This window comes from Kribbella caucasensis, assembly GCF_004361855.1.
Classification (GTDB): Bacteria; Actinomycetota; Actinomycetes; order Propionibacteriales; family Kribbellaceae; genus Kribbella; species Kribbella caucasensis.
In genome coordinates, this window is the sequence record NZ_SNWQ01000002.1 from 430,710 (window position 1) to 456,515 (window position 25,806).

The 25,806-nt window shown below is 68.5% G+C and carries 22 protein-coding genes; 14 read left to right on the forward strand and 8 right to left on the reverse strand.

Annotation, left to right across the window (positions count from 1 at the left end):
• Positions 1–155: 155 nt before the first annotated feature.
• Genes icmA through EV643_RS06105 form a run of 3 tightly spaced genes read left to right on the forward strand, consistent with a single transcriptional unit; the run spans position 156 to position 4,553 of the window.
• Complete coding sequence (gene icmA, locus EV643_RS06095) at positions 156–1,829, forward strand: coenzyme B12-dependent isobutyryl-CoA mutase large subunit (RefSeq protein ID WP_133798968.1); 1,674 nt, start codon at positions 156–158, stop codon at positions 1,827–1,829.
• The gene (locus EV643_RS06100) at positions 1,750–3,591 is read left to right on the forward strand and encodes an NAD-binding protein (protein ID WP_133798969.1); all 1,842 of its coding nucleotides are present in this window, start codon (positions 1,750–1,752) and stop codon (positions 3,589–3,591) included. Before icmA ends, EV643_RS06100 begins: the two co-directional genes overlap by 80 nt.
• Entirely contained in the window at positions 3,588–4,553 is a 966-nt protein-coding gene (locus tag EV643_RS06105) for a co-chaperone YbbN (protein ID WP_133798970.1), read from the forward strand. Before EV643_RS06100 ends, EV643_RS06105 begins: the two co-directional genes overlap by 4 nt.
• Before the next feature lie 56 nt (positions 4,554–4,609).
• On the opposite strand, the gene EV643_RS06110 is transcribed toward EV643_RS06105, so the two are convergent.
• The 3 genes from EV643_RS06110 to EV643_RS06120 form a co-directional block, all read right to left on the reverse strand.
• On the reverse strand, positions 4,610–5,932 hold the full coding sequence (locus EV643_RS06110) for an enolase C-terminal domain-like protein (protein ID WP_202869409.1): 1,323 nt from the start codon (positions 5,930–5,932) through the stop codon (positions 4,610–4,612).
• A gap of 2 nt (positions 5,933–5,934) precedes the next feature.
• Complete coding sequence (kdgD, locus tag EV643_RS06115) at positions 5,935–6,849, reverse strand: 5-dehydro-4-deoxyglucarate dehydratase (protein ID WP_133798972.1); 915 nt, start codon at positions 6,847–6,849, stop codon at positions 5,935–5,937.
• Between the two features lie 71 nt (positions 6,850–6,920).
• Complete coding sequence (locus EV643_RS06120) at positions 6,921–7,835, reverse strand: LysR substrate-binding domain-containing protein (protein WP_133798973.1); 915 nt, start codon at positions 7,833–7,835, stop codon at positions 6,921–6,923.
• Positions 7,836–7,950: 115 nt separating this feature from the next.
• On the opposite strand from EV643_RS06120, the gene EV643_RS06125 reads away from it, so the two are divergent.
• From EV643_RS06125 to EV643_RS06140, 4 genes are read left to right on the forward strand one after another with little or no spacing between them, the layout of a single operon-like run.
• Positions 7,951–8,946, forward strand: coding sequence for a Bug family tripartite tricarboxylate transporter substrate binding protein (locus EV643_RS06125; protein ID WP_133798974.1), 996 nt, complete (start codon positions 7,951–7,953; stop codon positions 8,944–8,946).
• A 3-nt stretch (positions 8,947–8,949) separates the two neighbouring features.
• A complete protein-coding gene (locus EV643_RS06130) occupies positions 8,950–9,438 on the forward strand; it encodes a tripartite tricarboxylate transporter TctB family protein (RefSeq protein ID WP_133798975.1) in 489 nt (162 codons plus the stop codon).
• 1 nt (position 9,439) lies between these two features.
• Complete coding sequence (locus EV643_RS06135) at positions 9,440–10,933, forward strand: tripartite tricarboxylate transporter permease (protein ID WP_133798976.1); 1,494 nt, start codon at positions 9,440–9,442, stop codon at positions 10,931–10,933.
• A complete protein-coding gene (locus EV643_RS06140; protein WP_133798977.1) occupies positions 10,930–12,180 on the forward strand; it encodes a glucarate dehydratase family protein in 1,251 nt (416 codons plus the stop codon). Before EV643_RS06135 ends, EV643_RS06140 begins: the two co-directional genes overlap by 4 nt.
• A gap of 27 nt (positions 12,181–12,207) precedes the next feature.
• On the opposite strand, the gene EV643_RS06145 is transcribed toward EV643_RS06140, so the two are convergent.
• From EV643_RS06145 to EV643_RS06155, 3 genes are all read right to left on the reverse strand, one after another.
• The gene (locus EV643_RS06145; RefSeq protein ID WP_133798978.1) at positions 12,208–12,909 is read right to left on the reverse strand and encodes a FadR/GntR family transcriptional regulator; all 702 of its coding nucleotides are present in this window, start codon (positions 12,907–12,909) and stop codon (positions 12,208–12,210) included.
• A gap of 7 nt (positions 12,910–12,916) precedes the next feature.
• Positions 12,917–14,053, reverse strand: a complete 1,137-nt coding sequence (locus EV643_RS06150) for an L-talarate/galactarate dehydratase (protein ID WP_133798979.1) — start codon at positions 14,051–14,053, stop codon at positions 12,917–12,919.
• A gap of 814 nt (positions 14,054–14,867) precedes the next feature.
• Complete coding sequence (locus EV643_RS06155; protein WP_238165384.1) at positions 14,868–16,421, reverse strand: citrate synthase; 1,554 nt, start codon at positions 16,419–16,421, stop codon at positions 14,868–14,870.
• Positions 16,422–16,496: 75 nt separating this feature from the next.
• Between EV643_RS06155 and EV643_RS06165 the strand changes: the two genes are divergently transcribed.
• Entirely contained in the window at positions 16,497–17,651 is a 1,155-nt protein-coding gene (locus EV643_RS06165; protein WP_133798980.1) for a citrate/2-methylcitrate synthase, read from the forward strand.
• Positions 17,652–17,867: 216 nt separating this feature from the next.
• Here the strand turns inward: EV643_RS06165 and EV643_RS46840 are convergent, their stop codons facing one another.
• Entirely contained in the window at positions 17,868–18,302 is a 435-nt protein-coding gene (locus tag EV643_RS46840) for an NAD(P)-binding protein (protein WP_370452225.1), read from the reverse strand.
• A 151-nt stretch (positions 18,303–18,453) separates the two neighbouring features.
• On the opposite strand from EV643_RS46840, the gene EV643_RS06175 reads away from it, so the two are divergent.
• The 3 genes from EV643_RS06175 (at position 18,454) to EV643_RS06185 (ending at position 20,621) form a co-directional block, all read left to right on the forward strand.
• On the forward strand, positions 18,454–18,822 hold the full coding sequence (locus tag EV643_RS06175) for a YciI family protein (protein ID WP_133798981.1): 369 nt from the start codon (positions 18,454–18,456) through the stop codon (positions 18,820–18,822).
• Between the two features lie 163 nt (positions 18,823–18,985).
• The gene (locus tag EV643_RS06180; protein ID WP_133798982.1) at positions 18,986–20,230 is read left to right on the forward strand and encodes an RNA polymerase sigma factor; all 1,245 of its coding nucleotides are present in this window, start codon (positions 18,986–18,988) and stop codon (positions 20,228–20,230) included.
• Between the two features lie 34 nt (positions 20,231–20,264).
• On the forward strand, positions 20,265–20,621 hold the full coding sequence (locus tag EV643_RS06185; RefSeq protein WP_238165385.1) for a DUF4870 domain-containing protein: 357 nt from the start codon (positions 20,265–20,267) through the stop codon (positions 20,619–20,621).
• A 7-nt stretch (positions 20,622–20,628) separates the two neighbouring features.
• Here the strand turns inward: EV643_RS06185 and EV643_RS06190 are convergent, their stop codons facing one another.
• Positions 20,629–21,654, reverse strand: a complete 1,026-nt coding sequence (locus EV643_RS06190) for an NUDIX hydrolase (RefSeq protein ID WP_238165386.1) — start codon at positions 21,652–21,654, stop codon at positions 20,629–20,631.
• A 122-nt stretch (positions 21,655–21,776) separates the two neighbouring features.
• On the opposite strand from EV643_RS06190, the gene EV643_RS06195 reads away from it, so the two are divergent.
• The 3 genes from EV643_RS06195 to EV643_RS06205 all read left to right on the forward strand — a co-directional run bounded on the left by EV643_RS06195 (position 21,777) and on the right by EV643_RS06205 (position 25,798).
• On the forward strand, positions 21,777–23,108 hold the full coding sequence (locus tag EV643_RS06195) for a hypothetical protein (protein WP_133798984.1): 1,332 nt from the start codon (positions 21,777–21,779) through the stop codon (positions 23,106–23,108).
• Positions 23,109–23,241: 133 nt separating this feature from the next.
• Entirely contained in the window at positions 23,242–24,477 is a 1,236-nt protein-coding gene (locus tag EV643_RS06200; RefSeq protein ID WP_238165387.1) for a hypothetical protein, read from the forward strand.
• A gap of 13 nt (positions 24,478–24,490) precedes the next feature.
• On the forward strand, positions 24,491–25,798 hold the full coding sequence (locus EV643_RS06205) for a hypothetical protein (RefSeq protein WP_133798986.1): 1,308 nt from the start codon (positions 24,491–24,493) through the stop codon (positions 25,796–25,798).
• The last annotated feature ends 8 nt before the right edge of the window (positions 25,799–25,806 follow it).

Here is a 25,806-nt window from a genome sequence, read left to right on the forward strand (position 1 = left end):
TGCGGAACGGGGAGGGTTTCTCCGCCGATCGGGGCGGGTTCTTGGCCTCTGACGCGACATTTCTCTCCCCGGACGGCCAGCCAGTGAGCTGCGGTGGGTTGGAAATAGTTGGACGTCCTAGTATTTTGGGATCAGTTCCCGAGGAGGTCTGACTGATGGATGCCGAGCAGGTCGCCGCCGGCCGGAGCCGGTGGCAGCAGCGGTACGACGCGGCGCGGAAGCGGGAGGCGGACTTCACCACCCTCTCCGGCACCCAGGTCGAGCCCGTCTACGGGCCTCCCGAGGGTGTGGACGACCCGCGGATGGAGCGGATCGGGTGGCCGGGGGAGTTTCCGTTCACGCGGGGGCTGTATCCGACGGGGTACCGCGGGCGGACCTGGACGATTCGGCAGTTCGCCGGGTTCGGGAATGCGGAGCAGACCAACGAGCGGTACAAGATGATCCTGAACGGCGGTGGCGGCGGGTTGTCGGTCGCGTTCGACATGCCGACGTTGATGGGCCGGGACTCCGACGACCCGAAGTCGCTCGGTGAGGTCGGGCACTGCGGGGTGGCGATCGACTCGGCGACGGATATGGACCGGCTGTTCAAGGACATCCCGCTGCAGGACGTCACCACGTCGATGACGATCTCCGGGCCCGCCGTACCGGCGTTCGTCATGTACCTGGTCGCGGCCGAGCGGCAGGGCGCCGACATCACCAAGCTGAACGGCACGCTGCAGACCGACATCTTCAAGGAGTACATCGCCCAGAAGGAGTGGCTGTTCCCGCCGGAACCCCATCTGCGGTTGATCGGCGACCTGATGGAGTACTGCGCCGCGAACATCCCGGACTACAAGCCGCTGAGCGTCTCGGGCTACCACATCCGCGAGGCGGGCTCGACGGCCGCGCAGGAGCTGGCGTACACGCTGGCCGACGGGTTCGGGTACGTCGAGCTCGGGCTCTCCCGCGGTATGGACGTCGACACCTTCGCGCCCGGGTTGTCGTTCTTCTTCGACAGCCACCTGGACTTCTTCGAGGAGATCGCCAAGTTCCGGGCCGGCCGGCGGATCTGGGCGCGCTGGCTGCGGGACGTGTACGGCGCGAAGACGGACAAGGCGCAGTGGCTGCGGTTCCACACCCAGACGGCCGGGGTCTCGCTGACCGCACAGCAGCCGTACAACAACGTCGTCCGTACGGCGGTCGAGGCGCTGGCCGCGATCCTCGGGGGGACGAACTCGCTGCACACCAACGCCCTCGACGAGACGCTCGCGCTGCCGACCGAGGAGTCGGCCGAGATCGCGCTGCGGACCCAGTCGGTGCTGATGGAGGAGATCGGCGTCACCAACGTCGCCGACCCGCTCGGCGGTTCGTGGTACGTCGAGGCGCTGACCGACGACATCGAGCGGCAGGCCGAGGAGATCTTCGCCCGGATCAAGGAGATGAGCCCGGACGGCACGATGACCGGCGGCATCCTGCGCGGGATCGAGGACGGCTGGTTCATGGCCGAGATCGCCGACGCCGCGTTCGAGTACCAGCAGAAACTGGAGAAGGGCGAGAAGAAGATCGTCGGCGTGAACACGCTGACCGACACCGTTTCCGGCGAGCTGGAGATCCTCCGGGTCAGCCATGAGGTGGAGATCGAGCAGGTCGAGGTGCTCGCCACGCGCAAAACGCAACGCGACGAGGACCGGGTGCGTCGTACGCTAACCGCGCTGGTCGAGGCGGCCAGAGGGACCGGCGGCTTGATCGAACCCATGCTGGAGGCGGCGCGTGCGGAGGCCACGATGGGGGAAATCTGTCACGTTCTTCGGGACGAGTGGGGCGAATACCGAGAGCCCGCCCGCTTCTGAGGAACCGGCGGAGGCGACACCCCAGGGACGGCGACGGGGCCGGGCGGCTGCGGTCGCCCAGCAACAGGCGGCCGCCCAGACACACGACGACCGGGGTGTCGTGGTCTGCGGATCGGATCGGGCGATGCTGCGGGTCGTCACCGAGCTGGTCGGTTCCGGTGAGCTGGTGACCGCGGTCGTCAACCCGGCATCGAGGCACTTCGACCGGATCAGTGAGCTGGGCGCCAAGCAGGTGATGGGCGTCCGGGTGGTGAGCGAGTCCGTACTACGCCGCGCCGGGGTCGACGCCGAAGGCAAGAAACCGTCGACCGCGCGGGCCCTCGTCCTGCTCGACGCGGACGACGTGCACAACGTCCATACCGCGTTGACCGCGCGGGAGATGGATCCGGACCTGCGCATCATCGTGCAGATGGTCAACCCCCGACTCGGCGCCCAGCTGAACGAGCTGCTCGGCGACTGTGTGGTGATCTCCGGTCCGCAGCTCGCGGCGCCCGCGTTCGTCGCCGACGCGTTGGAGGACGACGAGCTGACCTGGCTGGAGGTGGGTGCACGCCGGATGGTGGCCGGCCCGGCCGAGCTGATCCGCGACCATGTGACCGCGCTGGCCAACAGCACCGACTCGGCGACGCCCAAACTCCTGCCGACCGAGAGCACCGACCCCACTACCGACGTGGTTCTCGGCCTCGGGCTGCGCAAGGTCTGGCGGACCCGCGACGTCCGCCGGACCGGCTGGGTGATGGCGACCCGTGACGTACTGGATCGCCGGGTCCGGATCATCGCCGCGGTGATGGCCCTCTTCGCCCTGACCGGGACGGCGCTGATGCACTACATCGCGGGCGTTCCCTGGCTCCGGGCGCTCTACCTGGCGCTGGGCGCGGTGACGTCGGCGGGGATCGAGGACAACGTGTTCTCGGACGCCCCGCCGTGGGCGAAGGTCGCGGCCGTCGTGGTCCAGCTGTCCGGCATCGTGCTGGTCGCGCTGCTCACCGCGGTCATCGTCGACTCGCTGATCGGGGCCCGGCTGTCCCGGGTGATCGGTGGCGTCCGCGGCCGGCCGAGGAATCACGTGATCGTCTGCGGGCTCGGCACGGTCGGCGCCCGGGTGCTGGAGATCATGTCCGAGCGCGGTGTCGCCGTCGTCGGCGTCGAACAGGACGACGACGCTCCCGGCGTACAGACGGCGCACCGGTTGCGGATCCCGGTGGTGATGGGGGACAGCAGCCTGGAGGAGACGCTGCGATCGGCCGGGGTGCAGCGCGCGCAGGCGGTGTTGGCGATCACCAACGGAGACATCACCAACCTGGAGACGGCGATGGTGGTCCGGGAGCTCAACGAGGACGCCCGGATCACGATGCGGATGTTCGACCACGACCTGGCCCAGCGGGTCGAGCGGCAGCTCGGGCTCGGGCACAGCCGGTCGGTGTCGATGCTGGTCGCGCCGGCGGTCGCCGCGGCGGTGGCGAACCGGCGCAGCCAGACCACGGTGCCGGCCGGACGGCGCGTGCTGCTGCTGACCGAGGTGACGGTCGAGCGGGACTCGGTCGCGGTCGGCAAACGGCTCGGCGAACTGGACGAGAGCGGCGGCTTGCGGGTGCTGGCCCGGCAGCGTGGCGCGACGTGGGACTGGACGCCGGCGTTCGACGAGGTACTGACCGCGGGGGTCCGGATCGCCGTCGCCGGGACCCGGAGCGGGCTGGCCAGACTGCTGCTGGCGACCCGCGCTCCACACCGGCCGGAGCGGTCGGAGAGGATAGAGCCATGAACCGTGATTTCACTCGACCTGGTGCGATCGACCTGTCGGCTCTGCGCAAGCCGCCGGCGCGACCCGGAGGCCCCGCCGCCGGCCCGGCTCAAGGTGGTCCGTCGGCTGGTCCGGGGGCTGCTGCCGCGGGTGGGGGTGCCGCCGGCGCCTATGTGCTGAACGTGACCGAGCCGACCTTCCAGGCGGACGTGATCGAGCGGTCGGTCCAGCACCCGGTGCTGGTCGAGTTCTGGTCGCCACGGTCGCAGGCGTCCGTGTCGCTCGGTCCGGTGCTGGCCCGGCTGGCCGACGAGTACGCGGGCAAGTTCCTGCTCACCCGGATCGACATCGACGCGAACCCACAGCTGGCCCAGGCGGTCGGCGTCCAGACGGTGCCCTTGGTGATCGCCGTCCTGCGTGGTCAGGTGGTCCCGTTGTTCCAGGGTGCCGTCGCGGACGCCGAGGCCAGGCAGTACGTCGACCAGGTGCTGACCGTGGCGGTGGCCAACGGCATCACCGGGCGCGCCGAACCGGTCGGCCCGGCCGCTCCCGCGGAGGCCGCCGAGCCCGAGCCGGACCCGCGGTACGAGGCCGCCGAGAACGCGGTTGCCGAAGGTGATCTGGACGGCGCGATCGCGGCGTACGAGACGTTGCTCAAGGAGACGCCGAACGACGCCGAGGCGAAGTCCGGGCTGGCCCGGGTCCAGTTGGTGAAGCGGACCCGCGACGTACCGGCCGAGGTGCGGACGCGGGCGGCCGAGAACCCGACCGACGTCGAGGCGCAGCTGCTGGTCGCCGATGTGGACCTGATCGGCGGTCACGTCGAGGACGCGTTCAACCGGCTGATCCGCACGATCCAGGCGACCGCGGGCGACGAGCGCAACACCGTCCGGCTGCATCTGCTCGAGCTGTTCGAGGTGGTCGGCTCCGACGACGAACGAGTCGTCAAGGCCCGCCGCCGCCTGATGACCGCCCTGTTCTGATTCGTTGCGTCCGAAGAAGCGAGCGCTAGAGCGCACGGTTCTTCGGACGCACGGTTTCAGCGGATCAGGCAGGGGCGTTTGGGGTCGAAGGTCCAGCCTTCGATCAGGTACTGCATGGCGATCGCGTCGTCGCGGGCGCCGAGGGCCTGGCTGAGGTAGAGCTCGTGCGCGGCTGCCAGTGCGTCGCGGTCGAGTTCGATGCCGAGGCCGGGCCCGGTCGGTACGGCGATCCGGCCGCCCTTGATCTGCAGCGGTGACGTGGTCAGGGCCTGGCCGTCCTGCCAGATCCAGTGGGTGTCGAGCGCGGTGATCTCGCCGGGAGCCGCCGCGCCGACGTGGGTGAACATCGCCAGCGAGATGTCGAAGTGGTTGTTCGAGTGCGATCCCCAGGTCAGCCCGAAGTCATGGCAGAGCTGGGCGACCCGGACCGATCCGTTCATCGTCCAGAAGTGCGGATCAGCCAGCGGGATGTCGACCGCCGCCGCCCGGATCGCGTGGCTCAGTTCGCGCCAGTCGGTCGCGATCATGTTGGTCGCGGTCCGCAGTCCGGTGGCCCGGCGGAACTCGGCCATCGTCTCGCGGCCGGAGTACGGGCCTTCCGGGCCGCACGGGTCCTCGGCGTACGCGAGCACGTCGTCGCGGCCGGTGCAGAGTTCGATGGCGTCCTTCATCAGCCAAGCGCCGTTCGGGTCGAGGGTGATCCGGGCGTCCGGGAAGCGCTGGGCCAGGGCGGTGACGGCGGCCAGCTCCTCCTCGCCGGAGAAGACGCCGCCCTTGAGCTTGAAGTCCGCGAACCCGTACCGCTCCTGGGCCGCCTCGGCCAGCGCGACCACGGCCTCGGGCGTCAGCGCCTCCTGCCGGCGCAACTTCGACCAGCGATCGCCGTCGCCATCACCAGTTAGATAAGGCAGATCGGTGACGCTCGGATCGCCGACGTAGAAGAGGTAGCCGAGCATCGGCACGCTGTCCCGCTGCTGCCCTTCGCCGAGCAACTCCGCGACCGGTACGCCGAGGTGCTTGCCCAGCAGATCGAGGAGGCCGGACTCCAGACCGGTCACGGCATGGACTGTGGTCCGCAGGTCGAAGGTCTGGGCGCCGCGGCCGCTGGAGTCCCGGTCCGCGAAGGCCTGCGCGACGGATCGGAGCACCTGGCGGTAGCGCGCGAGTTCCTGACCAACGACGAGTTCGGCGGCGTCGGTGATCGTCGCGGTGATCTTCTGACCGCCCGGGACTTCACCGAGTCCGGTGTTGCCGTCGCTGTCGGTCAGGATGACCACGTTGCGGGTGAAGTACGGTCCGTGCGCGCCACTGAGGTTGAGCAGCATGCTGTCGTGGCCGGCGACCGGGACGACCTCGACAGAGCTGATGGTCGGCGTCATGGTCAGTCGATCTTGTTGATGAGGGCAACCAACTGGGCGAGCTCGTCGGAGTCCAGATCCTGGAGCGGCGGCCGGACCGGACCGGCCGGTTTGCCGATCGCGGTGAGGCCGGCCTTGACGATCGACACGGCGTACCCCTTCTGCCGGTCGCGGATGTCCAGGTAGGGCAGGACGAAGTCGTTGAGCTTGCGGTAGACGCTGTCCCGGTCCTGTTTCTGGACGTCGGCGTAGAACCCGAGCGCGAACTCCGGGACGAAGTTGAAGATCGCCGACGAGTAGGTGCTGACACCGAGTTGCAGCAGCGGCAGCGCGAACGTCTCCGCGGTCGGCAGGCCGCCGATGTAGGTGAGCCGGTCGCCGACCTTCGCGTAGATCCGGGTCATCATCTCGATGTTGCCGACACCGTCCTTGAAACCGATCAGGTTCGGATTGCGGTCGACCAGTTCGAGGACAGACACGTCGTTGAGGATCGCGTTGGCGCGGCTGTAGACGATCACGCCGAGATTCGTACTGCGGCAGACGGCGGAGACGTGTTCGACAAGACCACGCTGACCCGCTTCGGTCAGGTACGGCGGCAACAGCAACACCCCGTCCGCGCCGGCCGCTTCGGCTGCTTGCGCCTGGGCGATCGCGGTCGCCGTGCCGCCGGTCGCGGGAGCGAGCACGGGGACCTTGCCGTCGACCTGCGAAACGGCGGCCTTGACCACGCTGTCGATCTCGGCCGGGGTCAGCGAGAACCCCTCACCGGTCCCGCCGGCGGCGAACAGCCCTGCCACGTCGTACTGGCTCAACCAGGACAGGTGCTCGCGGTAGCGGGGCTCGTCGAAGCTGAGGTCTGCGGCGAAGGCCGTGACCGGGAAGGAGAGCAGCCCGGTCTTGAGCCGGCTGGCCAGGGCATCGGGGGAGTATGGCGTCACGCCGTCAGGGTATGGACGGCCGCTGATGCCTGTCCAAGACCGGTTCTGTATCCATTGATGCTCTCAAAGCATCACCGCGCATCGCTGTCGAAGAGGTCCAGCACGCGGTGGAGCAGGGGGCTGACCGGCTGGCGGTTCCAGATCGCGTGCAGTTCGACCGGGCGGCCGGGGATCTCGGCCTCCTCCACTGATTCGCTGCCGCCGTCGATGAGATCGCAGTACTGGACACCGGCGATGCCGAGCGAGCGCGCGGAGTCCGGGACCAGGGCAACTCCGCGGCCGGCGGCGACCAGCAGCACCACGGTGAGGATCTGCTGGACCCGCTGGTCGATCCGGGGGTGCGCATTGGTGAGGAACCGCACGGTGAGTTCGTGGAAGTAGCGAGCCTGGGTCGGGTGGTAGCTGATCACCCGCTCGTTGGAGAAGTCGGTCGGCCGCAGTGGCCGGCGTACCGAGGCCAGGGGATGGTCACTCGGTACGACGGCGATCAGGGGCTCGCGGGATATCACGCGCGAGGCGAGCGCTTCGGAGTCGAACGGCGGACGGGCGAGACCGAGGTCCAGTTCGCCGCGGCGCAGACCGTCCACCTGGGCGGGCGTGACCCGCTCGTGCAGGATCACGTCGACGCCGGGCAGTTCCTCGGAGAGCCGGCGCAGCAGGGGGCCGAGAGTACGGATCGCGGAGGCCGCGGTGAAGCCGAGTCGTAGCGTGCCGACCGCGCCCTGGTCGACCCGGCGGGCCAGGTCGCCGGCGGAGTCGACGAGTGCGATCAGCCGGCGGGCTTCACCGAGGAAGGCGCGGCCGGCCTCGGTCAGCTCCACCCGGCGGTTGTCGCGCTCGAGCAACTTGGCGCCGACGGCGCGTTCGAGCTTCTGGATCTGGCGGCTCAACGGCGGCTGGGTCATGGCCAGTCGCTCCGCCGCCCGGCCGAAGTGCAGCTCCTCGGCGACGGCCACGAAGGCGCTCACCTGGTCCAGCGAGAACATGATTCTCGAAAGGTATCACTCGATGCCCAATCGGCCTTGGACAGGCATAACGAGCCCTCATACGCTCCCTCGGAATCGGTCGGTCTCGCGACGGGGCCCGAAGGAGGGATCCAGAATGAAATCCGTACGGGTAAGAGTGTGTCTCGGCCTGACTGTGGCGGCGCTGCTCGCCGGATGCGGCGGGGTGAAGACCACGTCGTCGGGTGGCGGTGCCGAGGGCAACTATCCGACCGGGAACATCCAGATGAGTGTCGGTGCTTCGCCTGGTGGCAGTACCGACCTGATCACCCGCGCGATCGCCGAGGGTCTCGGCAAGGAGCTCGGCGTCTCGGTCCCGGTGGTGAACAAGCCCGGTGCGAACGGCGCGCTGAACGCCAAGGAACTGCAGTCCGCCCCGGCCGACGGCTACAAGATCGCCGTCCAGAACGCGTCGCTGTTCACCATCACCCCGCTGGCCGTGTCCGCGGCCGAGGCGGTGAAGATCGACGACTTCGACCTGATCGGTGGCGTTTCGCAGGACGACTACATGCTCGCCGCGCACGCCGACTCGGGGTACAAGACGATCGCCGACCTGAAGAAGGCCGGGAAGACGATCAAGTACGGCACGACCGGGGTCGGTACGGGCGCTCAATTGGCGTCCGCGCTCACCTTCAAGGTGGCCGGCATCCCGTCGACCGACGTGCCGTTCGACGGCGGTGCGCCCGCGATGACCGCGCTGCTTGGCCGTCAGGTGGACGTCGCGACCTTCCAGCTCGGTGAGGGGATCGAGAACGTGAAGGCGGGCAAGCTCGTTCCGCTGGCGGTGTTCTCGGGTGAGCGGATCAAGTATCTGCCGGACGTGCCGACCGCCAAGGAACAAGGGTTCGACGTCGTGGTTTCGCAGTACCGGTTCCTCACCGCGCCGAAGGGGACGCCGGAGGAGGTGAAGAGCAAGCTGTTCGACGCGGCCAAGAAGACGTTCGCCACCGACGCGTACAAGAAGTTCAACGAGGCGAACTTCCTCACTCCGATCGAGGTGCCGCCGAGCGAGGTCCAGAAGATGCTGGGCGACTCGACTTCCAAGTACAAGGGACAGGTCGAGCAATACGGCATCAAGCTCGGCAGCGCCTAGGCCATGGACGCTTCGTACGAAGAGGAGCGGCCGGTTGAAGAGGAGCGGCCGCCGCCGGCTGGGGCGTGGTCGCAGCTGACGGCTGCGCTGGTCGCTGCCCTGCTTGGAGTGGCCGGTTTGATTGGGTCGTGGCGACTCGGGTTGGGGCGGTTGACCGAACCTGGGCCGGGGTTGTGGCCGTTCGTCATCAGTGTGGTGATCACTCTGCTGTCGGTGGTGCTGGCGATCATCGGTCGGCAGGCGCTCGACAGCGAGCGGTTCAACCGGGCCAGTCTGCTGGTGGTCGTCGCGGTCGTCACGCTGGTGTTGCTGGCGGTGGCGATGCCGTTGATCGGGTTCGAGATTCCCTCGCTGTTGCTGACGTTCGTCTGGCTGCGGTTCCTGGGCAAGGAGTCGTGGCGGTCGTCGATCGTGATCAGTGTGGTGACGGTGGTCGCGTTCCACCTGCTGTTCGTGACGGCGCTCCAGATCCCCTTGCCGCGGCTGGTGTGAGATGGACTTCCTGAACCCCGTGCTCGACGGCTTCGGCGTCGTCCTCGAACCGGCGAACCTGCTGTACTGCCTGGCCGGTGTCGTCATCGGCATGCTGATCGGCGTGCTGCCCGGTCTCGGCCCGGCGGCGACCATCGCGATCCTGCTGCCGATCACGTACGGCGTGGAGCCGGTGGCCGCCATCATCATGCTGGCCGGCATCTTCTACGGCGCGCAGTACGGCGGCACCATCACGTCCGTGCTGCTCCGCCTACCCGGCGAGGCGTCCTCGGTGGTCACCGTGTTCGACGGGTACGCCCTGGCCCGGCAAGGCAAGGCCGGTACGGCGCTCGGCATCGCCGCGATCGGGTCGTTCATCGGCGGCACGATCTCGATCATCGGGCTGAGCCTGCTCGCCCCGATCGTGGCCGAGGTCGCGCTCGACTTCGGGCCGCCGGAGTACGCCGCGCTCGCGCTGCTCGGAGTCCTGCTGGTCGCGACAGTCGGCCGCGGCGGCAAACTGAAGTCGGTCATTGCCGCCGGCATCGGATTGCTGCTGGCAACGGTCGGCCGGGACACGTTCACCGGGGCGAGCCGGTTCACGTTCGACAGCCTGAATCTTGCCGACGGCATCGACTTCGTGCCGATCGCGATGGGCCTCTTCGGGCTCGGCGAGATCCTCTACAACCTGGAGGAACGGCACACCCGGGTGCAGGTACCGGCGAAAGTTGCCAACGTGTGGCCATCCCGGTCGGAACTACGGCAGGCCCGAGGTGCGATCGGCCGCGGTTCGGTGATCGGCTTCGTCCTCGGAGTGCTGCCGGGCGGTGGCGCCACCTTGTCTTCCCTGGTCGCGTACGCCGTCGAGAAGCGGCGCGCGAAGCAGCCCGAACGGTTCGGCCACGGCGCGATCGAGGGTGTGGCCGCGCCGGAGACCGCGAACAACGCGGCTGCGACGTCGTCGTTCATCCCGCTGCTGACGCTGGGCATCCCGGCGAACGCGACGATGGCGTTGATGTTCGGCGCCCTGCTGATCCAGGGGATCCCGCCCGGCCCGCAGTTGGTGTCTGAGCACCCGGACCTGTTCTGGGGCGTGATCAACTCGATGTACGTCGGGAACGTGCTGCTGCTGATCATGAGCATCCCGTTGGTCGGCGTGTTCGTGAAGATCCTCCGGATCCGGCCGGCGATCCTGGCCCCGATCACCGTGCTGATCACGTTGCTCGGGGTCTATACGGTGAACAACCAGGTGTTCGACATCTTCCTGGTGATCGTGTTCGGTGTGGTCGGGTACCTGATGAAGAAGTTCGGGTTCGAGCCGGGTCCGCTGGTGCTGGCGTTCGTGCTCGGCAGCGTGCTCGAGATCGCAGTACGGCAGTCGCTGTTGATCTTCGAGGGTGATGTGACCGGGTTCGTGACCCGGCCGATTTCCGGGACGGTGCTGGGGCTGTTGGTCGTCGTACTGGTGCTGCCGTTGGTGAAGATCGTGCTGAAGAGGCAACGGAGGAGCTTGTGAGCAGAGTCGCTGGTGTGGTCGTCACCCCGGTCGCGTTCGCCGATCCGCCGCTGCTGAACGTGGTCGGCGTGCACGAGCCGTTCGCGTTGCGGGCGCTCGTCCAGGTGCGGACGGATGACGGGCTGGTCGGGCTGGGGGAGACATATGCGGATGATGCGCATCTGGCTCGGCTTGGTGCTGTGGCCTCGGCGGTTGTCGGTCTGGACGTCTACGACTTGAACGGTCTGCGTCGGATCGTGATCGATGTGCTGGGCAACGGTCGGGGTGCGGCGTTCGGCGGGATGCTGGCGGTGCAGGATCCGGCGGATGTGGTTCTTTCGCCGTTTGAGGTTGCGTTGCTGGACATCCAAGGGAAGGAGCTGGGGCGTCCGGTCGCGGATCTGCTGGGCGGCGTGGTACGGCCTGAGGTGCCGTTCAGCGCGTACTTGTTCTACAAGTGGGTGGCGCATCCGGGGCGTGCGGGCGACTCGTGGGGGGAGGCTCTCGATTCGGACGGGATCGTGGCGCAGGCGCGGCGGATGGTGGACGAGTACGGGTTCACCGCGATCAAGCTCAAGGGCGGGGTGTTCGCGCCGGAGCAGGAGATCGAGGCGGTCAAGGCGCTGGCCGCGGCGTTCCCGGAGCACTCGCTGCGGATCGATCCCAATGGGGCTTGGACGCCTTCGACGTCGGTGCGGGTGGCGAAATCCTTGGAGGGTTTGATCGAGTACCTCGAGGACCCGACGCCGGGGATCGGCGGGATGGCCGAGGTCGCCCGGCAGACGGAGCTCCCGCTGGCGACGAACATGTGCGTGATCGCCTTCGACCACTTGAAGCCGGCCGTGCTTGCCGACGCGGTGCAGGTCGTGCTGTCCGACCATCACTACTGGGGTGGGCTGCGGCGATCGCGGTTGCTGGCGGGGATCTGCGAGACGTTCGGGATGGGGTTGTCGATGCACAGCAACTCGCATCTCGGGGTCAGCCTCGCGGCGATGACCCATTTGGCCGCGGCGACGCCGAACCTCACGTATGCGTGCGACACGCACTACCCGTGGAAGACCGAGGACCTGATCAAGCCGGGCGTTCTGGACTTCGTGGGTGGGAGTGTCCGGGTGCCGTCCGGGCCGGGGTTGGGGGTCGAGTTGGACGAGGACGCTGTTGGGCGGTTGCATGAGCAGTACCTGAGCTGCGGGATACGGGGGCGTGACGACACGTCGTACCTGCGCCGCTTCGACCCATCCTTCTCGCCGAACACCGCACGCTGGTGAGCGATCCCCATTCGCGTCGGTGAGCAATTAGGGCTGTTTCAGGCGGTGCCGGGAGTTGGAGAGGTGGACGCGGACGGCTGCCCGGGCGGCCTCGGCGTCGGCGCGGGCGATGGCGTCGTGGATGTTCTCGTGTTCGAGCGTGACGCGGGTGAAATGGGTGGCGTCGGTGAGCTCGTAGGACGGGTCGAGGCGGGTGCGGGGGAGCATGATCATCATCGGCCCGAGGGAGCCGAGCAGCTCGGTGTAGAAGCGATTCCCGGACGCCGCGGCGATCTTGAGATGGAACGCGAAGTCGGCCTCGACCGCTCGCGCCGGGTTGCCCGCGGCCCGCTTGAAGGTTTTGAGCGCGCGTTCGATCGCCTTGAGCTGGTGTTCGGTACGACGGTGCGCGGCGAGCCCGGCGGCTTCGGTCTCGACGCCGATCCGGAAGTCGAGCAGGTCGAGGACGTCGCGGTGCGAGCGGATCCTGGTCGGCTCGAATGTGGTTGCCTCGGGCAACGCCAGCACGAACGAGCCGCGGCCCTGGAACGTCTCCACCAGCCCCGCCGCCTGCAGCCGCGAGATCGCCTCACGGACCACAGTCCGGCTGACGGCGTACTCCGCCATCAGCGAACTCTCGGCCGGCAACTTCCGGCCCGGCTCGATCTCGCCGCCGAGAATCTTCTCCTTGAGCCGCTCGACCAGCTCCTGCGCAAGCCCGCGCCCGGTATCCCGATCCAGCTCAGTCATCGCGCCTTCATCGGGTCCCGTACTCGACGGAGTCCACGGTCCAGGCTTGGCACTGGTCGCTGGTGGTGAAGCCGAGGCCGGGGCGGTCCGGTACCAGCATCCGGCCGTCCAGCGTCTCCAGCCGCTCGTTGAACAACGGATCGAGCCACTCGAAGTGCTCGACCCACGGCTCCCTCGGGTACGCCGCGGCCAGGTGCAGGTGGATCTCCATCGCGAAGTGCGGCGCCAACTGGAGACCATGGTGATCGGCCAACGTGGCTAGCCGGAGGAACGGCGTGATCCCGCCGATCCGCGGCGCGTCCGGCTGGATGATGTCGGCCGCCCGCGCATCGATCAGCCGCAGGTGTTCGGTGACGCTGCCGAGCATCTCACCGGTGGCGATCGGGGTGTCGAGTTCGGCGGCGAGTTGGGCGTGCCCCTCGGCGTCGTACGCGTCGAGCGGTTCCTCGATCCAGACCAGTCCGAACTGCTCGAGCGTCCGCCCGATCCGGAGCGCGGTGGGCCGATCCCATTGCTGGTTGGCGTCGACCATCAGCGGTACGTCGTCCCCGAGGTGCTCGCGAATCGCCTGCACCCGTTGGAGATCCGCGCGGGTATCGGGCTGGCCGACCTTGATCTTGATCCCGCCGATCCCCGCGGCCAGCGACTTGGTCGCGCGCTCCTTGATCTCCTCGATCGGCGCATGCAGGAATCCACCGGACGTGTTGTACGCCCGAACCGAGTCGCGGTGAGCCCCGAGCAACTTCGCCAGCGGAAGCCCCGCCCGCTTCGCCTTGAGATCCCACAACGCGATGTCGATCGCCGCGATCGCCTGAGTGGCAACCCCGGACCGCCCCACCGATGCCCCGGCCCAGAGCAGCTTGTCGTAAATCTTCCCGATGTCCGACGGATCCTCGCCGATCAGATCGCCCGCGATCTCCTTCGCATGCGCATACTGCGCCGGCCCACCGGCCCGCTTGGAGTAACTGAACCCGATCCCGTGCTGATCCTGCTCGGTACTGATCTCCGCGAACAAAAACACGATCTCAGTCATCGGCCGCTGCCGCCCGGTCAACACCTTCGCATCACTAATTGCCTGCTCCAGCGGCAAAACCACAGAAGCCAACCGAACATGCCGAACCCGATCACTACCACTGGCGGTCATGCCCACAGATCGTACAAGTCCCCCACCTGTACGACAACTAACCACCCACCCTGTACGACCGACAGGCAGTAACCCCTTCCCCGACAGCACCCCACGCCTGACGCCCGCCCCTAAACACCCCTCCGACCGACCACCTCCTGTCCATCCGTACGCCATCATCAGCCACCACCCCGCCGGGCCCAGCCACCACCTTGCCGCCGCGGTGCCGCGGGCGGTGCACCGGACCGCCAGCCCATCAACCGCAAGCCAGGCAGGACTGGATCAGGCTCAGTTCGGGTGCGCGGGAGCGTGGCAGCGCGATTGTGATGGGCTGGCGGTCCGATCACCGCCGCCCGCCGCCTCCCGCCGACCGCCGACCGCCGACCGGCCGACTGCCGCCTGCCGTCCGCCGTCCGCCGTCCGTCGTCGCTGACTGTGCTGCTGCCTGTTGTCCGCCGTCGCTGATCGTCCCGCCGTGCGCCTCGCCGGCTGCTGCCTCCGCCTGGCTTGTCGTCGCGCGAACACCCACCACTCACTAACTGTGCCGAGCCTTCGCCTCCCACGCCTGTGCGGCGTCGCGGAGAGCGGGTTTGGGGTGGTTGCTGAGTGGTGCAGGTACGCCCACTGTCGTCGCCGATCGTCCTGCCGCCCGGCTAGCAGCGGAGTCCCGCCCGCTCGGCTGCGGGTGATCTGGCAGCGGCGAACTGCCCCGTGAGCTGTACCGGTCGACAGCAGGTAGTCCCTTCACCGGCTGCGATTCACGCCTGATGCCTGCCGGTTAACGCCTCGGCGGCCGACTACTTCCTGTCCGTCCGTACGCCAGGCCGCAGCTGGTTCAGGTTGGTTGGGTGGATTGGCCGGTGTAGATGCCTTCGGGGCGGAAGCGGAGGGCGGGTTGGGCGTACTCCTCCAGGGCGTGGGCGGTCCAGCCGATGATTCGGGCCAGGGCGAACAACGCTTCGCCGGCGTCGGGGCGGAAGTTGTGGGCGTGCATCATCGCCGCGACGGCCAGGTCGCTGTTCGGGAAGCCGGGGAGTTGGGCGGTGAGGGTCTGCACGGTTTCGACGACCGGGGTGTCGCCCAGCAGTTCTAGGAGTACTTCGGCTCGGGGGTCGCGGTTCTGGTAGAGCTTGTGGCCGAAACCGGGTACCGGTTCACCCGAGCGCAGCTGATCCGACAGCGCCCGCACGGGATCCTCGAGCGCTCGGCCAAGGAACTCGTACGCCAGCGTGGTCGCCGCCCCATGAAGATGTCCGTCGAGCGCGCCCAGCCCCGCCGACACCACGGCGTACAGGTTGGCTCGAGCGCTTGCCGCGACCCGTGCTGCGATGGTGGATACCGCCAAGCCGTGGTCAGCGAGGAGGATGACTGCGGCATCCAGCAGTTCCGGTCGCGCCGGCCGCTTCGTCGACAGCTTCGGCCACAACCGCCCGCCAAAACTCCCCTTGCCCGCAGGCCCCGGCAACGCCGTCACCAGTACGCCGAGCAGCCGACTCGCCGCCACCTCGACCGAATGCGGCGCCAGATCAAACCGCAACGGATCGCCCGCCCCCAACACCGCCACCGCGATCCGCAACTTGTCCGTCAACCGAGCCCCCGCCGGCGCAACCGCCATCGCCGCCCGAGCCAACTCCACCCCCTCCCGCGGTGCCGGAAACGGCTCCACAACCCCACTACCACCCCCCACCTGAACCTCTCGCGGCTCCGGATCGGCCGAGCCGGTGCGTGACACCCGTGCCGCCTCGCCAGCCCGGCCCTCTCGCATGTCCGGATCGGCCGAGCCGGTGCGTGACACCCGTGCGGCCCCGCCAGCCCGGCCCTCTCGCATGTCCGAATCGGCCGAGCCGGTGCGTGACACCCGTGCGGCCCCGCCAGCCCGGCCCTCTCGCATGTCCGAATCGGCCGAGCCGGTGAGTGGTACTCCGCCAGCCCTACCCCGGCGCATCGCTGCGGGGAGGTCAAGGTCTTGCGAGCCGGGGCGTCGTGTTCCAGCAGCCCCGCCGGCCCGATCTCGGCGCGTGGCGGCGAGCAGTCCGGGGAGCACATCGGTTTCTCGGTCGGGTTCGCCGCTCCAGAGGAGTCTTGCGACGGACTCGACGGTTTGGGTGGTGGCTAGGGCGCGGACGGGGTGGCCTCGGTAGTAGAGCTCATCGTCGGTGAGGAGGGTCAGCTTGGATTCGATGCGTTCGATCGCGCCGGGGTGGTCGACGCTTCGGCTGGCGAGGCGTTCGACATCCGCCTCTGCGAACAGGCTGCCGCGCCGGCCGCGGGCCCGGCGGCTGGTGAGCAGGCCGCGGCTGACGTAGGCGTAGATCGTCTCCGGCTTCACCTTCAGCCGGTCGGCGACCTCGGCCGTGGTCAGGTAATTCTCGTCACTCGACTGCGTCATGCCACGCTCCCGCAGGCCTTCATATTGACTTGATCAACATTGACAATACTTGATCAATAGATCAACTCTGAATCCATGTCAGTCAATGTGGATCAACCTCTTGAGGTTCCGCCCGGGCTGCGCAACGTCATCGTCACCGAGACCGAGCTGGGTGACGTCCGCGGGCAGGAGGGCTTCTACCACTACCGGCAGTACTCCGCGATCGACCTGGCGAAGTCGAAGACGGTGGAGGATGTCTGGTTCCTGATGTTCGAGGGGCGGCTGCCGACGGCCGAGGAGCGGGACCGGTTCGTCGAGGAGTTGGCGCCGTTGCGGGTGCTGCCGTCCGAAGTACGGGAGATCTTGCCGGCGGTTGCTGCGGCGGGGCCGGAGTTCAATCCGCTCGCTGGGCTCCGTACTGCGCTGTCGGTGCTGGCTGCCGCTCGTCAGCTTCCGCCGTTGTGGGATGCCGATGCGGATCGTCGGAAGGCGGACGCGATGCTCGTCTGCGCGGTGACGCCGACGATCCTTGCTGCGCTGTACAGATTGCGCGAGGGCGCGGAGCCGTTGGAACCGCGGGCCGATCTGGCCGCTGCGGCGAACTGGTTGTACCTTGTCACGGGTCGCGAACCCAGTGCGGCTGACGCGCGCGCGATCGAGCACTATCTGATCGCCACGATCGACCATGGGTTCAACGCGTCGACCTTCACAGCGCGCGTGATCGCCTCGACCGGTGCGGACGTCGTCTCTGCGGTTGCCGGCGCGATCGGTGCGTTCTCCGGACCGCTGCACGGCGGTGCGCCGGATCGGGCACTCGCAAGCCTCGACGAGATCGGTACTCCGGACCGCATCGACGAATGGGTCCGAGCGAAGGTCACCGCGGGCGACCGCATCATGGGATTCGGGCACGCCGTCTATCGGACCGAGGATCCGCGGTCGCTGATGCTGCGGGAGATCGCGCAGTCGCTCGGCGGCGAACTGGTCGACTTCGCAACCACCGTCGAACGCCGCATCGTCGAGGTGCTTGCCGAACTCAAGCCCGGTCGCAACCTGTACGCCAATGTGGAGTTCTACGCCGGCGTTGTGATGGAGCTCTGCGGTCTGCCGCGCAGCATGTTCACCCCGACGTTCGCCGTCAGCCGGGTGATCGGCTGGACCGCCAACATCCTCGAACAGTCCGCCGACAACAAGATCATCCGCCCCGCCGCTCGCTACGCAGGACCGCCTCCCCCCGCACCCATCCCCAGCTAGGTGGTACCCGGCGAGCGCGATGAGGCTGGCCAGGTTCGCCGCTGGGTCGGCCACTTTGAGCACCCGGCGGGCACGATTTCGGAGATCTGGCGGCTGACGGGTGCTCAAAGCCGGATCGCGGGGGCGGCTTGAGCACCGGGTGGTCACGGATTCGGCGATTGGGTCGTTGGTGGGTGCTCAAAGCCGGATCGCGCGGGCGGCTTGAGCACCGGGTGGTCACGGATTCGGCGATTGGGTCGTTGGTGGGTGCTCAAAGCGGGGGCGTGTGGTGGGGCGGCGGGCGTGATGGGGCTGAGGGTGTGGAGGCGGGCGGGTGGTGTTCGGGGGCCCGGGTGGTGCGCCGGCGCTGGCACTGGGTGCTGGCTGCGGGGCGGGTGGATGTGCGGGGCTGGCTGGTGTGCGGGGCTGGCTGGTGCGCGGGGCTGGGTGGTTGCCGGGGCGGGTGGGGATCGGGGCGGGTGGTGGGATGGTTGGGGCGGGCGTGGACGTACTGGGTGGGGTGGGATAGCGGAACAGGTCCCAGGTGCCGCCGAGATCCGGGCGCGCTTCGAGTACGGCGTACGAGCGCTGCGGGCTCTGGGTCTGCAGACGGTAGGCGGCGCCGATACCGGACAGGCCCGCGCCGACGACCAGGACATCCAGGTGTTCCACTGATGCCTCCTTGTTGAGCGACTCCTCAACAGTAGCCCGGTACGACGGGTTACGTGGAGCGCACGGAAAGTTGCCGGTGCGGCCTGTCGATTCCCACGGCGGCCGATCGTCAGGAAGATGTCAGAAGAACCCCGAGACAAGGGAGCGCGTGATGGCGCAGTACATGTTCCTGCTGTTCGACAACGAGGACTGGTACGACCAGGTCACCCCGGAGGAGTGGCAGCGGCAGATGGAGCTGCACGGGGAGTTCACGGCGGCGGTGGTCGCGGCCGGGGCGAGCGTGCTGGGTGGGGAGGCGCTGGACCGGTCGTCGACGGCGAGCACGGTGCGGCAGGGTGATGGCGAGCCGCTCGTCACGGATGGGCCGTTCATCGAGACCAAGGAGGGGCTCGGCGGGTTCTACATCATCGAGTGCAAGGACCTCGACCAGGCGCTGGCGCTGGCGAAGCTGTGCCCGTCGCCGAATATCGAGGTACGCCCGGTGATCCCGACCGGGGACGGTACGTCGGCGCCGGCCTGACCGTCCGCAGGCGTCGTGCGCGGAGCGCTGGTGCACAAGGCGCAAACCGCAAGGTGGGGTGCGCACGGCGCCGGGCGCGGTGCGCGGTGCGCCTAGCACGGGGCGCGGGGCGCGGGGCGTGGGGCGTGGGGTGCGGGGCGAGGCGGGAAAGGAGGTGGGGTGGGTGGGGAGTAGTGCTCGGGAGGTTGCCTCCTGGGTGGAGGGGGCGCATCGGGAGTACTGGGCCACGGTGCTGACGGCCGCCGTCCGGGTGACCCGGGATCTGGATCTGGCCGAGGACTGCGCGCAGGACGCGTTCGTCCGGGCGTTGCGGGCCTGGCCGGACGGGGTACCGGAGAATCCGGCCGGCTGGCTGGTCACGGTGGTGCGGCGGTTGGCGCTGGACCGGCTGCGGCGGGAGACGACGCTGCGGCGGAAGTTGCCGTTGCTGATCGAGGATCCGGTCGCGGCGGAGGACGACGAGCGGCCGACGGATCCGTTGCGGTTGGTGTTCACCTGTTGCCACCCGGCGCTGGCGCGGGATTCGCAGGTGGCGTTGACGTTGCGGTTGATCTGCGGGTTGACCACCCGCGAGGTGGCCGCGGGGTTGCTGATCAGCGAGGCGACGGCGGCCGCGCGGATCACCCGGGCGAAGAAGAAGATCGCGGCCGCCGGTATCCCGTACCGGATCCCCACGGATGAGGAGTTGCCCGCCCGGCTGGACGCCGTACTGACGGTGGTGCACCTGGTCTACACGGCCGGTCACGTTGCGGCGGGGCCGGAGCTGACCCGGACCGATCTGACCGGGCGGGCGATCGGGTTGGCGCGGTTGCTGGTTCGGTTGATGCCGGCCGAACCGGAACCGCAGGCGCTGCTCGGGTTGCTGTTGATGACGCAGGCACGCGGTAACGCCCGGGTGAGTCAGGACGGCGAACTCGTCCTGCTCGCCGACCAGGACCGCTCCAGGTGGGACGCGCGGATGATCGCGGAAGGCGTGTCGCGCGCGACGGCTGCGCTGCAGCAGGGACACGGGCGGTTCGCCTTGCAGGCCGCGATCGCCGGGTTGCACGTGACCGCGCCGTCCTGGGAGCGGACCGACTGGACTCAGGTGGTCCGGATGTACGACGCGATGCTGGTCGGCTGGCCGTCCCCGATCGTCGAGCTCAACCGGGCGGCCGCGCACAGCTTGGTACCGGGGGCCGACCTGACCGCCGTACTCCGGGAGCTCGATGCTCTGGGCAACCAGTCGGCACTGAAGTCGTACGCCTACCTGCCGGCCGCGCGGGCCGACGTACTGGCGCGGCTGGGCCGGCCCGACGAGGCGGTGCGGGCGTACGACGAGGCGATCGCGCTGACCGTGAACGAGGCTGAAAGGCGGTTCCTGCACAGGCGGCGAGCGTCGTTGCTGTCGGCCGCGCCGAGTGCTTGACTGGAGTATGAGTTACCCGCGGCAGGGAACTCCGTTGTCGCCCTCCGAAGAGCGGACGTGGAGCATGATCGCCCACATCGGCTCGCTGGTCGCGGCCTGGTTCGCGATGGGGTTCCTGTGCCCGCTGGTGGTCTGGCTGGTCTACCGGGACCGGTCCGACTTCGTCCGCCGGCACGCGCTGGAGTCGCTGAACTTCCAGATCTCGCTGCTGATCTACGGCATCGTTGCGGCGATCCTGGTCGCGATCACGTTCGGCCTCGGCATCCTGATCGTGATCCCGGCGGCGTTCATCGGGGTGATCGCCGCTCTGGTCGTCATCATCCTGGCGACGGTCGCGGCGTCCGGCGGGCGCGAGTACCGATACCCGCTGACGCTCCGGCTGGTGAAATAACCCCAGCTCAGTACGGGACGCCGTCGCGCAGGTTGTGCAGGCTGGTGGGGTCGGCCAGCAGGGTGGGCAGTCGGCGTTGGTTGAGGGGCGAGACCAGGCCGGCCAGCTCCGTGGGTCGGTGCCAGGCGAGGCCGAGGATCTCGCGGCCGTCGGGGTGCAGCCGGTCGATCAGGTCGGGCTCGTGGACGCCCCCGTCGTACAGGATCTCGATCGCGTCGCCCCAGCCCTCCCAGCGCGGCAGCCAGTCGATCGCGAGGACACCGGCGATCGGGAGCGCGACGCCGAGTTCCTCCTCCATCTCGCGGCTCGCGCCGGTCGCCGGATCCTCGTCCGGCTCGACCACGCCGCCGGGGAGTTCCAGGTCCTTCTTGTAGCTGACCTTGCAGAGCAGTACGCGGCCCTCGGTGTCGCGGACCACGACGTGCGCGATCACGCGTTTCTTCGGCAGCACCGAGTCCATCAGCGCGGTCCAACCGGACAGACTGTCGGCACGTGGATCGTCCCAGCGCAGTCCGTAGACGGCCACGTCGCGCCGTTCACCACGCAGTACGGCGCCGCCGCGGAGCAGGCCCTCTCGGCGGAAGCCCGAGCGGATCGCGACCCGGGTGGACGCGCGGTTCTCCGGGTCCACCTCGACCTGCAACCGTTCGAGGCCGAGCTCGCCGAATGCGTAGACCACCAGCAACCGGACCGCGCGCTGGGCGATCCGCCGGCCCCGGTACGGCTTGTACGTCGCCCAGGTGACCCCGCCGACCCCGGTCGCGAGCTGCTGGACCTGGACCGAGCCGACCGGACCGGTCTCGCCGGCGAGCTCGACGACGAAGTTCACCACCGACCGGTCGTCGTCGTACCCCCGCTGCCAGCGCTTGACCGCCTCCGCCAGGCGGGATCGGGGTGCCTCGGCCGGGAGGTCGAACCAGCGGGCCAGCTCATCGTCCGCCAGCCCGTGCGCGATGTCGATGTCCTCGTCCCGCCACGGCCGTAGGGTCAGTTCACCGTCAGTAAGGGTGGGTTGCGGCGGCACACCAGTCACGCCTGAACGTTACACGGCCCCGACCTACCCCCTTCCCGGCCGACGGAGAACCGTGCACACTGGACCGCAACCTTCCCCCCGGGTGACGCATCGAGGCAGAGCAGAGGCGAGAGGACACCCGGATGCTGAAGAGATCTATCGCGCTGGCCGGTTCGGTGGCGCTGCTTGGGGGAGTGACCGGCCAGGTCGCGCAGGCCGATACCCGGAAGGCCGCGGCGATCAGCGCCGTCCAGGTCGAATGGGCGGACGCCGAGCACACCAACATCAAGATCACCTGGACCGAGACCACTCCGGTCGCCAACACGCTCTCGCTGGGGACCAGCGGCAGCCCGGTGACCACCGAGTTCGGCGTGAGCCCGGTGGGGGCCGACAACGAGTTCATCATCGACTCGGCCAGCCTCCTCGATTCGGCCGGCCACAGCAGCACCGCGGACCCGGCCGCGAAGAGCTGGATCGTGGTCGCGGCGGACGGCGAGACATCGGCCAGGTCAGCCGACTTCGACAGATTCCTGTACCAGCCGTCGGGTGTGACGGTGTCGTTCACCGCCGACAACCAGATCAGCTGGTCGATACCGGCCAGCCCAAATAGTGTCCAGGACGACCCGCTCGACGTGCCGAGTCAGCTCCGCTACCTGGTGATCCGCCGGCTCGACCCCGATCCGGCGTCGGCAGGATCGGCGTGCCAGAACGAGGACGTCGCGACTACCAGTACGACGACCGGCGTGGTCGCGCCCAACGGGCAGCCGTACGAGCTGTCCGTGAACCCCGACAACGAATGGGGTGCGCGCCTCGGACCGGTGGCCAACGTCAGGCTGGCCACATCGGCGACGATCAGCGCGCCCGCCAGCTCGCCGTACGGCGGGAACACGACGATCACCGGGCAGGTCACCGGTCGATCGCTCCAGATCAGCGGCCCGCCCAGCGACCCGATCTGCGACGAGGCGACCATTGGAGTGCCGAACCAGTCGGTCGTGCTGCAGCAGCGGACGTCGAGCACGGCGGCGTGGACAGTGGTCGGCACCACCAAGACCGACGCCACCGGCAAGTACACCGCGGTCGTGAAGAACCCGGGCCACCGCGAGTACCGAGTCGTCCCCGCGAACACCGGCGGGGTCGGCGCGGCCGCGCACGGCGCCGCACCGACCGCGAGCAGAGCGGTCCGTGCGATCACGCGCGTCGTGTCGGCGAAGTTCATCCAGCCGGTGATCACCTACGGCACCAAGCCGCAGGCCTACCTCTGGGTCGACCCGGCCGGGACGCAGCAGGCGGCGCTGCAGTTCAAGAACGCCAGCGGTGTCTGGCAGGGCGTCATGTACAAGACCCTGTACGCCGGCCGCGGCATCGCCACGTACTCCTGGAACCGCCGCGGCGCCACCCAGTTCCGCTGGTGGGTCCCCGCCACCCCAACCGCCGACGCCACCTACAGCGGCATCTTCACGTTGACTGTTCGCTGATTCGCAACTTCCGCGCGGGCCCCTGCATCGAGAGAGGAGTAGAGACAGACACCTGGGGGCTTTCATGCTGAAGAGATCATTGGCAGCGAGCGTTGTCCTGCTCCTGAGTCCACAAGCACTGAGCACACAAGCGATGGCGGCCGTCGCGGTTGACGAAGTGACGATCGGGTGGGCGGATGCCACCCACACCAAGATCCGCGTGACCTGGACCGAGACCGCGCCGGTGGCGAACACGCTGCGGCTCGAGGTCGGGTGGTGGGAGGAACCGCTGCCGCTCGGCTCGGTCGCGGCGACGGCTCCGAACGAGGCGCTGATCAACACCAGTTACCTGGGCTACAAGACCAGCAACGAGAGCGCGCAGATCGTGGTCGCGGACCCGGCGGGCAACGAGGCCCGGTCGGTCTCGTTCGACCGGTACCTCCGGCAGGGATCCGCGCCGAACCTGGCCCTGGCGCCGGATCGCTCGCTGCGCTGGACGTTGCCGGCCGAGCAGCCCGACACGACGCCGAACGATCCACTCGACCTCGCCGGCACGACGAAGTACACGCCCAGGTTGGTGCTGGACATGCAGCCGCGCGTGGTCGGGGACTGCGGCGAGCTGAGGTTGCCGACGACGAGCGAGGATTCCGGGCTGATCCCTGAGCAGGGCAAGCCCAGTGACGTCACGATCGGCACCGCCAATGAGTGGAATCCGCGCGGAGCGAGTGATGAATTCGGCGGCACGATCGCCACGACCGGTCTGACGGTCACGGGCCCGTCCTCGACGCCGTACGGATCGGCTCTGCAGCTCACTGGTGAGGTCCGGTACCGGTACATCACGATGAACGCCGCGGACGTCTGCAAGGAGACCAGCTACCTCCTGCCGAACGAGCCACTCGTACTGCAAGGCCGCAACTCCAGTACGTCGCCCTGGTACGTCGTCGGCAACCTCAAGACCGACGTCTACGGCAGATACACCGCGACGGTGAAGAACCCCGGCGGCCGCGAGTACCGGGTGGTTCGGCCCGACACCTCATGGATCAATGGTTTCCAGTACGGCGCTGCCGCGAGCTTGACCGTCCGGGCGACAACCCGCCTCGTGTCGGCCAAGTTCGTCCAGCCGGTGATCTCGTTGGGGACAAGGCCGCAGGCATATCTGTGGGTGGATCCGGCCGGGACGCAGAAGGCGGCGCTGCAGTTCAAGAACGCGAGTGGGGCGTGGCAGGGCCTGACCTACAAGACCTTGTACGCCGGTCGCGGGCTGGTCTCCTTCCCATGGAACCGGCGAGGCAGCGTCCAGTTCCGGTGGTGGGTGCCGGGGAGCACCACGAGCACCGGGCTGGTGGTCGACCCCGTCTACAGCAGCCCCTTCTCCCTGACCGTCCGCTGAGGAAGGACCTGACATGCTGACACATTCCCTCGCGATGCTGGGTCTTCTGGGCAGTCTCGGAGCCACTCCGCCCGCGCCGGTCGACATCTTCGCCGGCGGCGTTCGACTGGCCTGGGCTGACACCACCTACGAGAACATCCGGATCACCTGGACCGAGGCCACACCCGCCCCGAACACGATCACGTTCGAACGGCCGGGTCTGCCGGATCGGCAACTGCGGATCATCCCGGCCGACGCCCCGAACGAAGTCCTTATCGACCGCTGGAGCCTGGTCCCGAACGGCGATCCGGCGGCGGTGGGCCGCATCGTGGTGTCCGAGCCGATGGGTGACGAGGCCCGCTCGGCCGACTTCGATCGCTACATCCGATCGACTCCGAGTCCCAGCCTCGCCTTCACGGCGGACGGCGGACTCCGTTGGACGGTGCCGCCCGAGCCGGGGACGGACACCACCCCGAACGACCCGCTCGACGTCGACCAGCCACTGCGCTACGTGCCGGAGTTACTCCTCGACGAACTTCCACACACGGTGATGGACTGCGGCCAGATCAGGTTGCCGGCGACAACGATCCCGAGCGGGGTGATCGCCAACCGGAACAAGCCATACAGCATGATCCTGCGCACGGTCAACGAGTGGAATCCGGGCGGCCAGTACAACCCGGGAGCTGAGGTCGCCACCACGTCGATCACCTTGACCGCACCCGCCTCCACGCCGTATGGCGCGACGACCACATTGACCGGCACGGTGTCCAGCCGGTGGATCTACCAGTCGGGTCGGCCGCCGGCGTGTCAGGAGGTCGATGGGTGGCAGGGCGGTGGCGATCAGGTCATCCTGCAGGCGCGTAACTCCAGCGCCGGACCGTGGTACGTCGTCGGCCTCACGAAGACGATCGAAGGCGGCAAGTACACCTTCGCCGTCCGCAATCCAGGTGCGCGGGAGTACCGGACGGTCGTGCCTGCCTCTATTGGCGGCAACAGCGCCCGATACGGCAGCACCTCGACCGTGAAGCTGGTGAAGTCCACGACCCGCGTCGTGTCGGCCAAGTTCATCCAGCCGGTGATCCCGTATGGGACCAAGCCGCAGGCGTACCTCTGGGTCGACCCGGCCGGATCGCAGCGGGCCGCGTTGCAGTTCAAGAACGCGAGCGGCGCGTGGCAGGGGTTGACGTGGAAGTCCCTGTACGCCGGTCGCGGGCTGATCGCGTTCAACTGGTATCGCCGCGGCGCGACCCAGTTCCGCTGGTGGGTGCCAGGCAGTACGACGAGTACTGGGCTGAAGGTGGACCCGGTCTACAGCGGCACCTTCTCGGTCACGATCAGGTGATCTCGGAG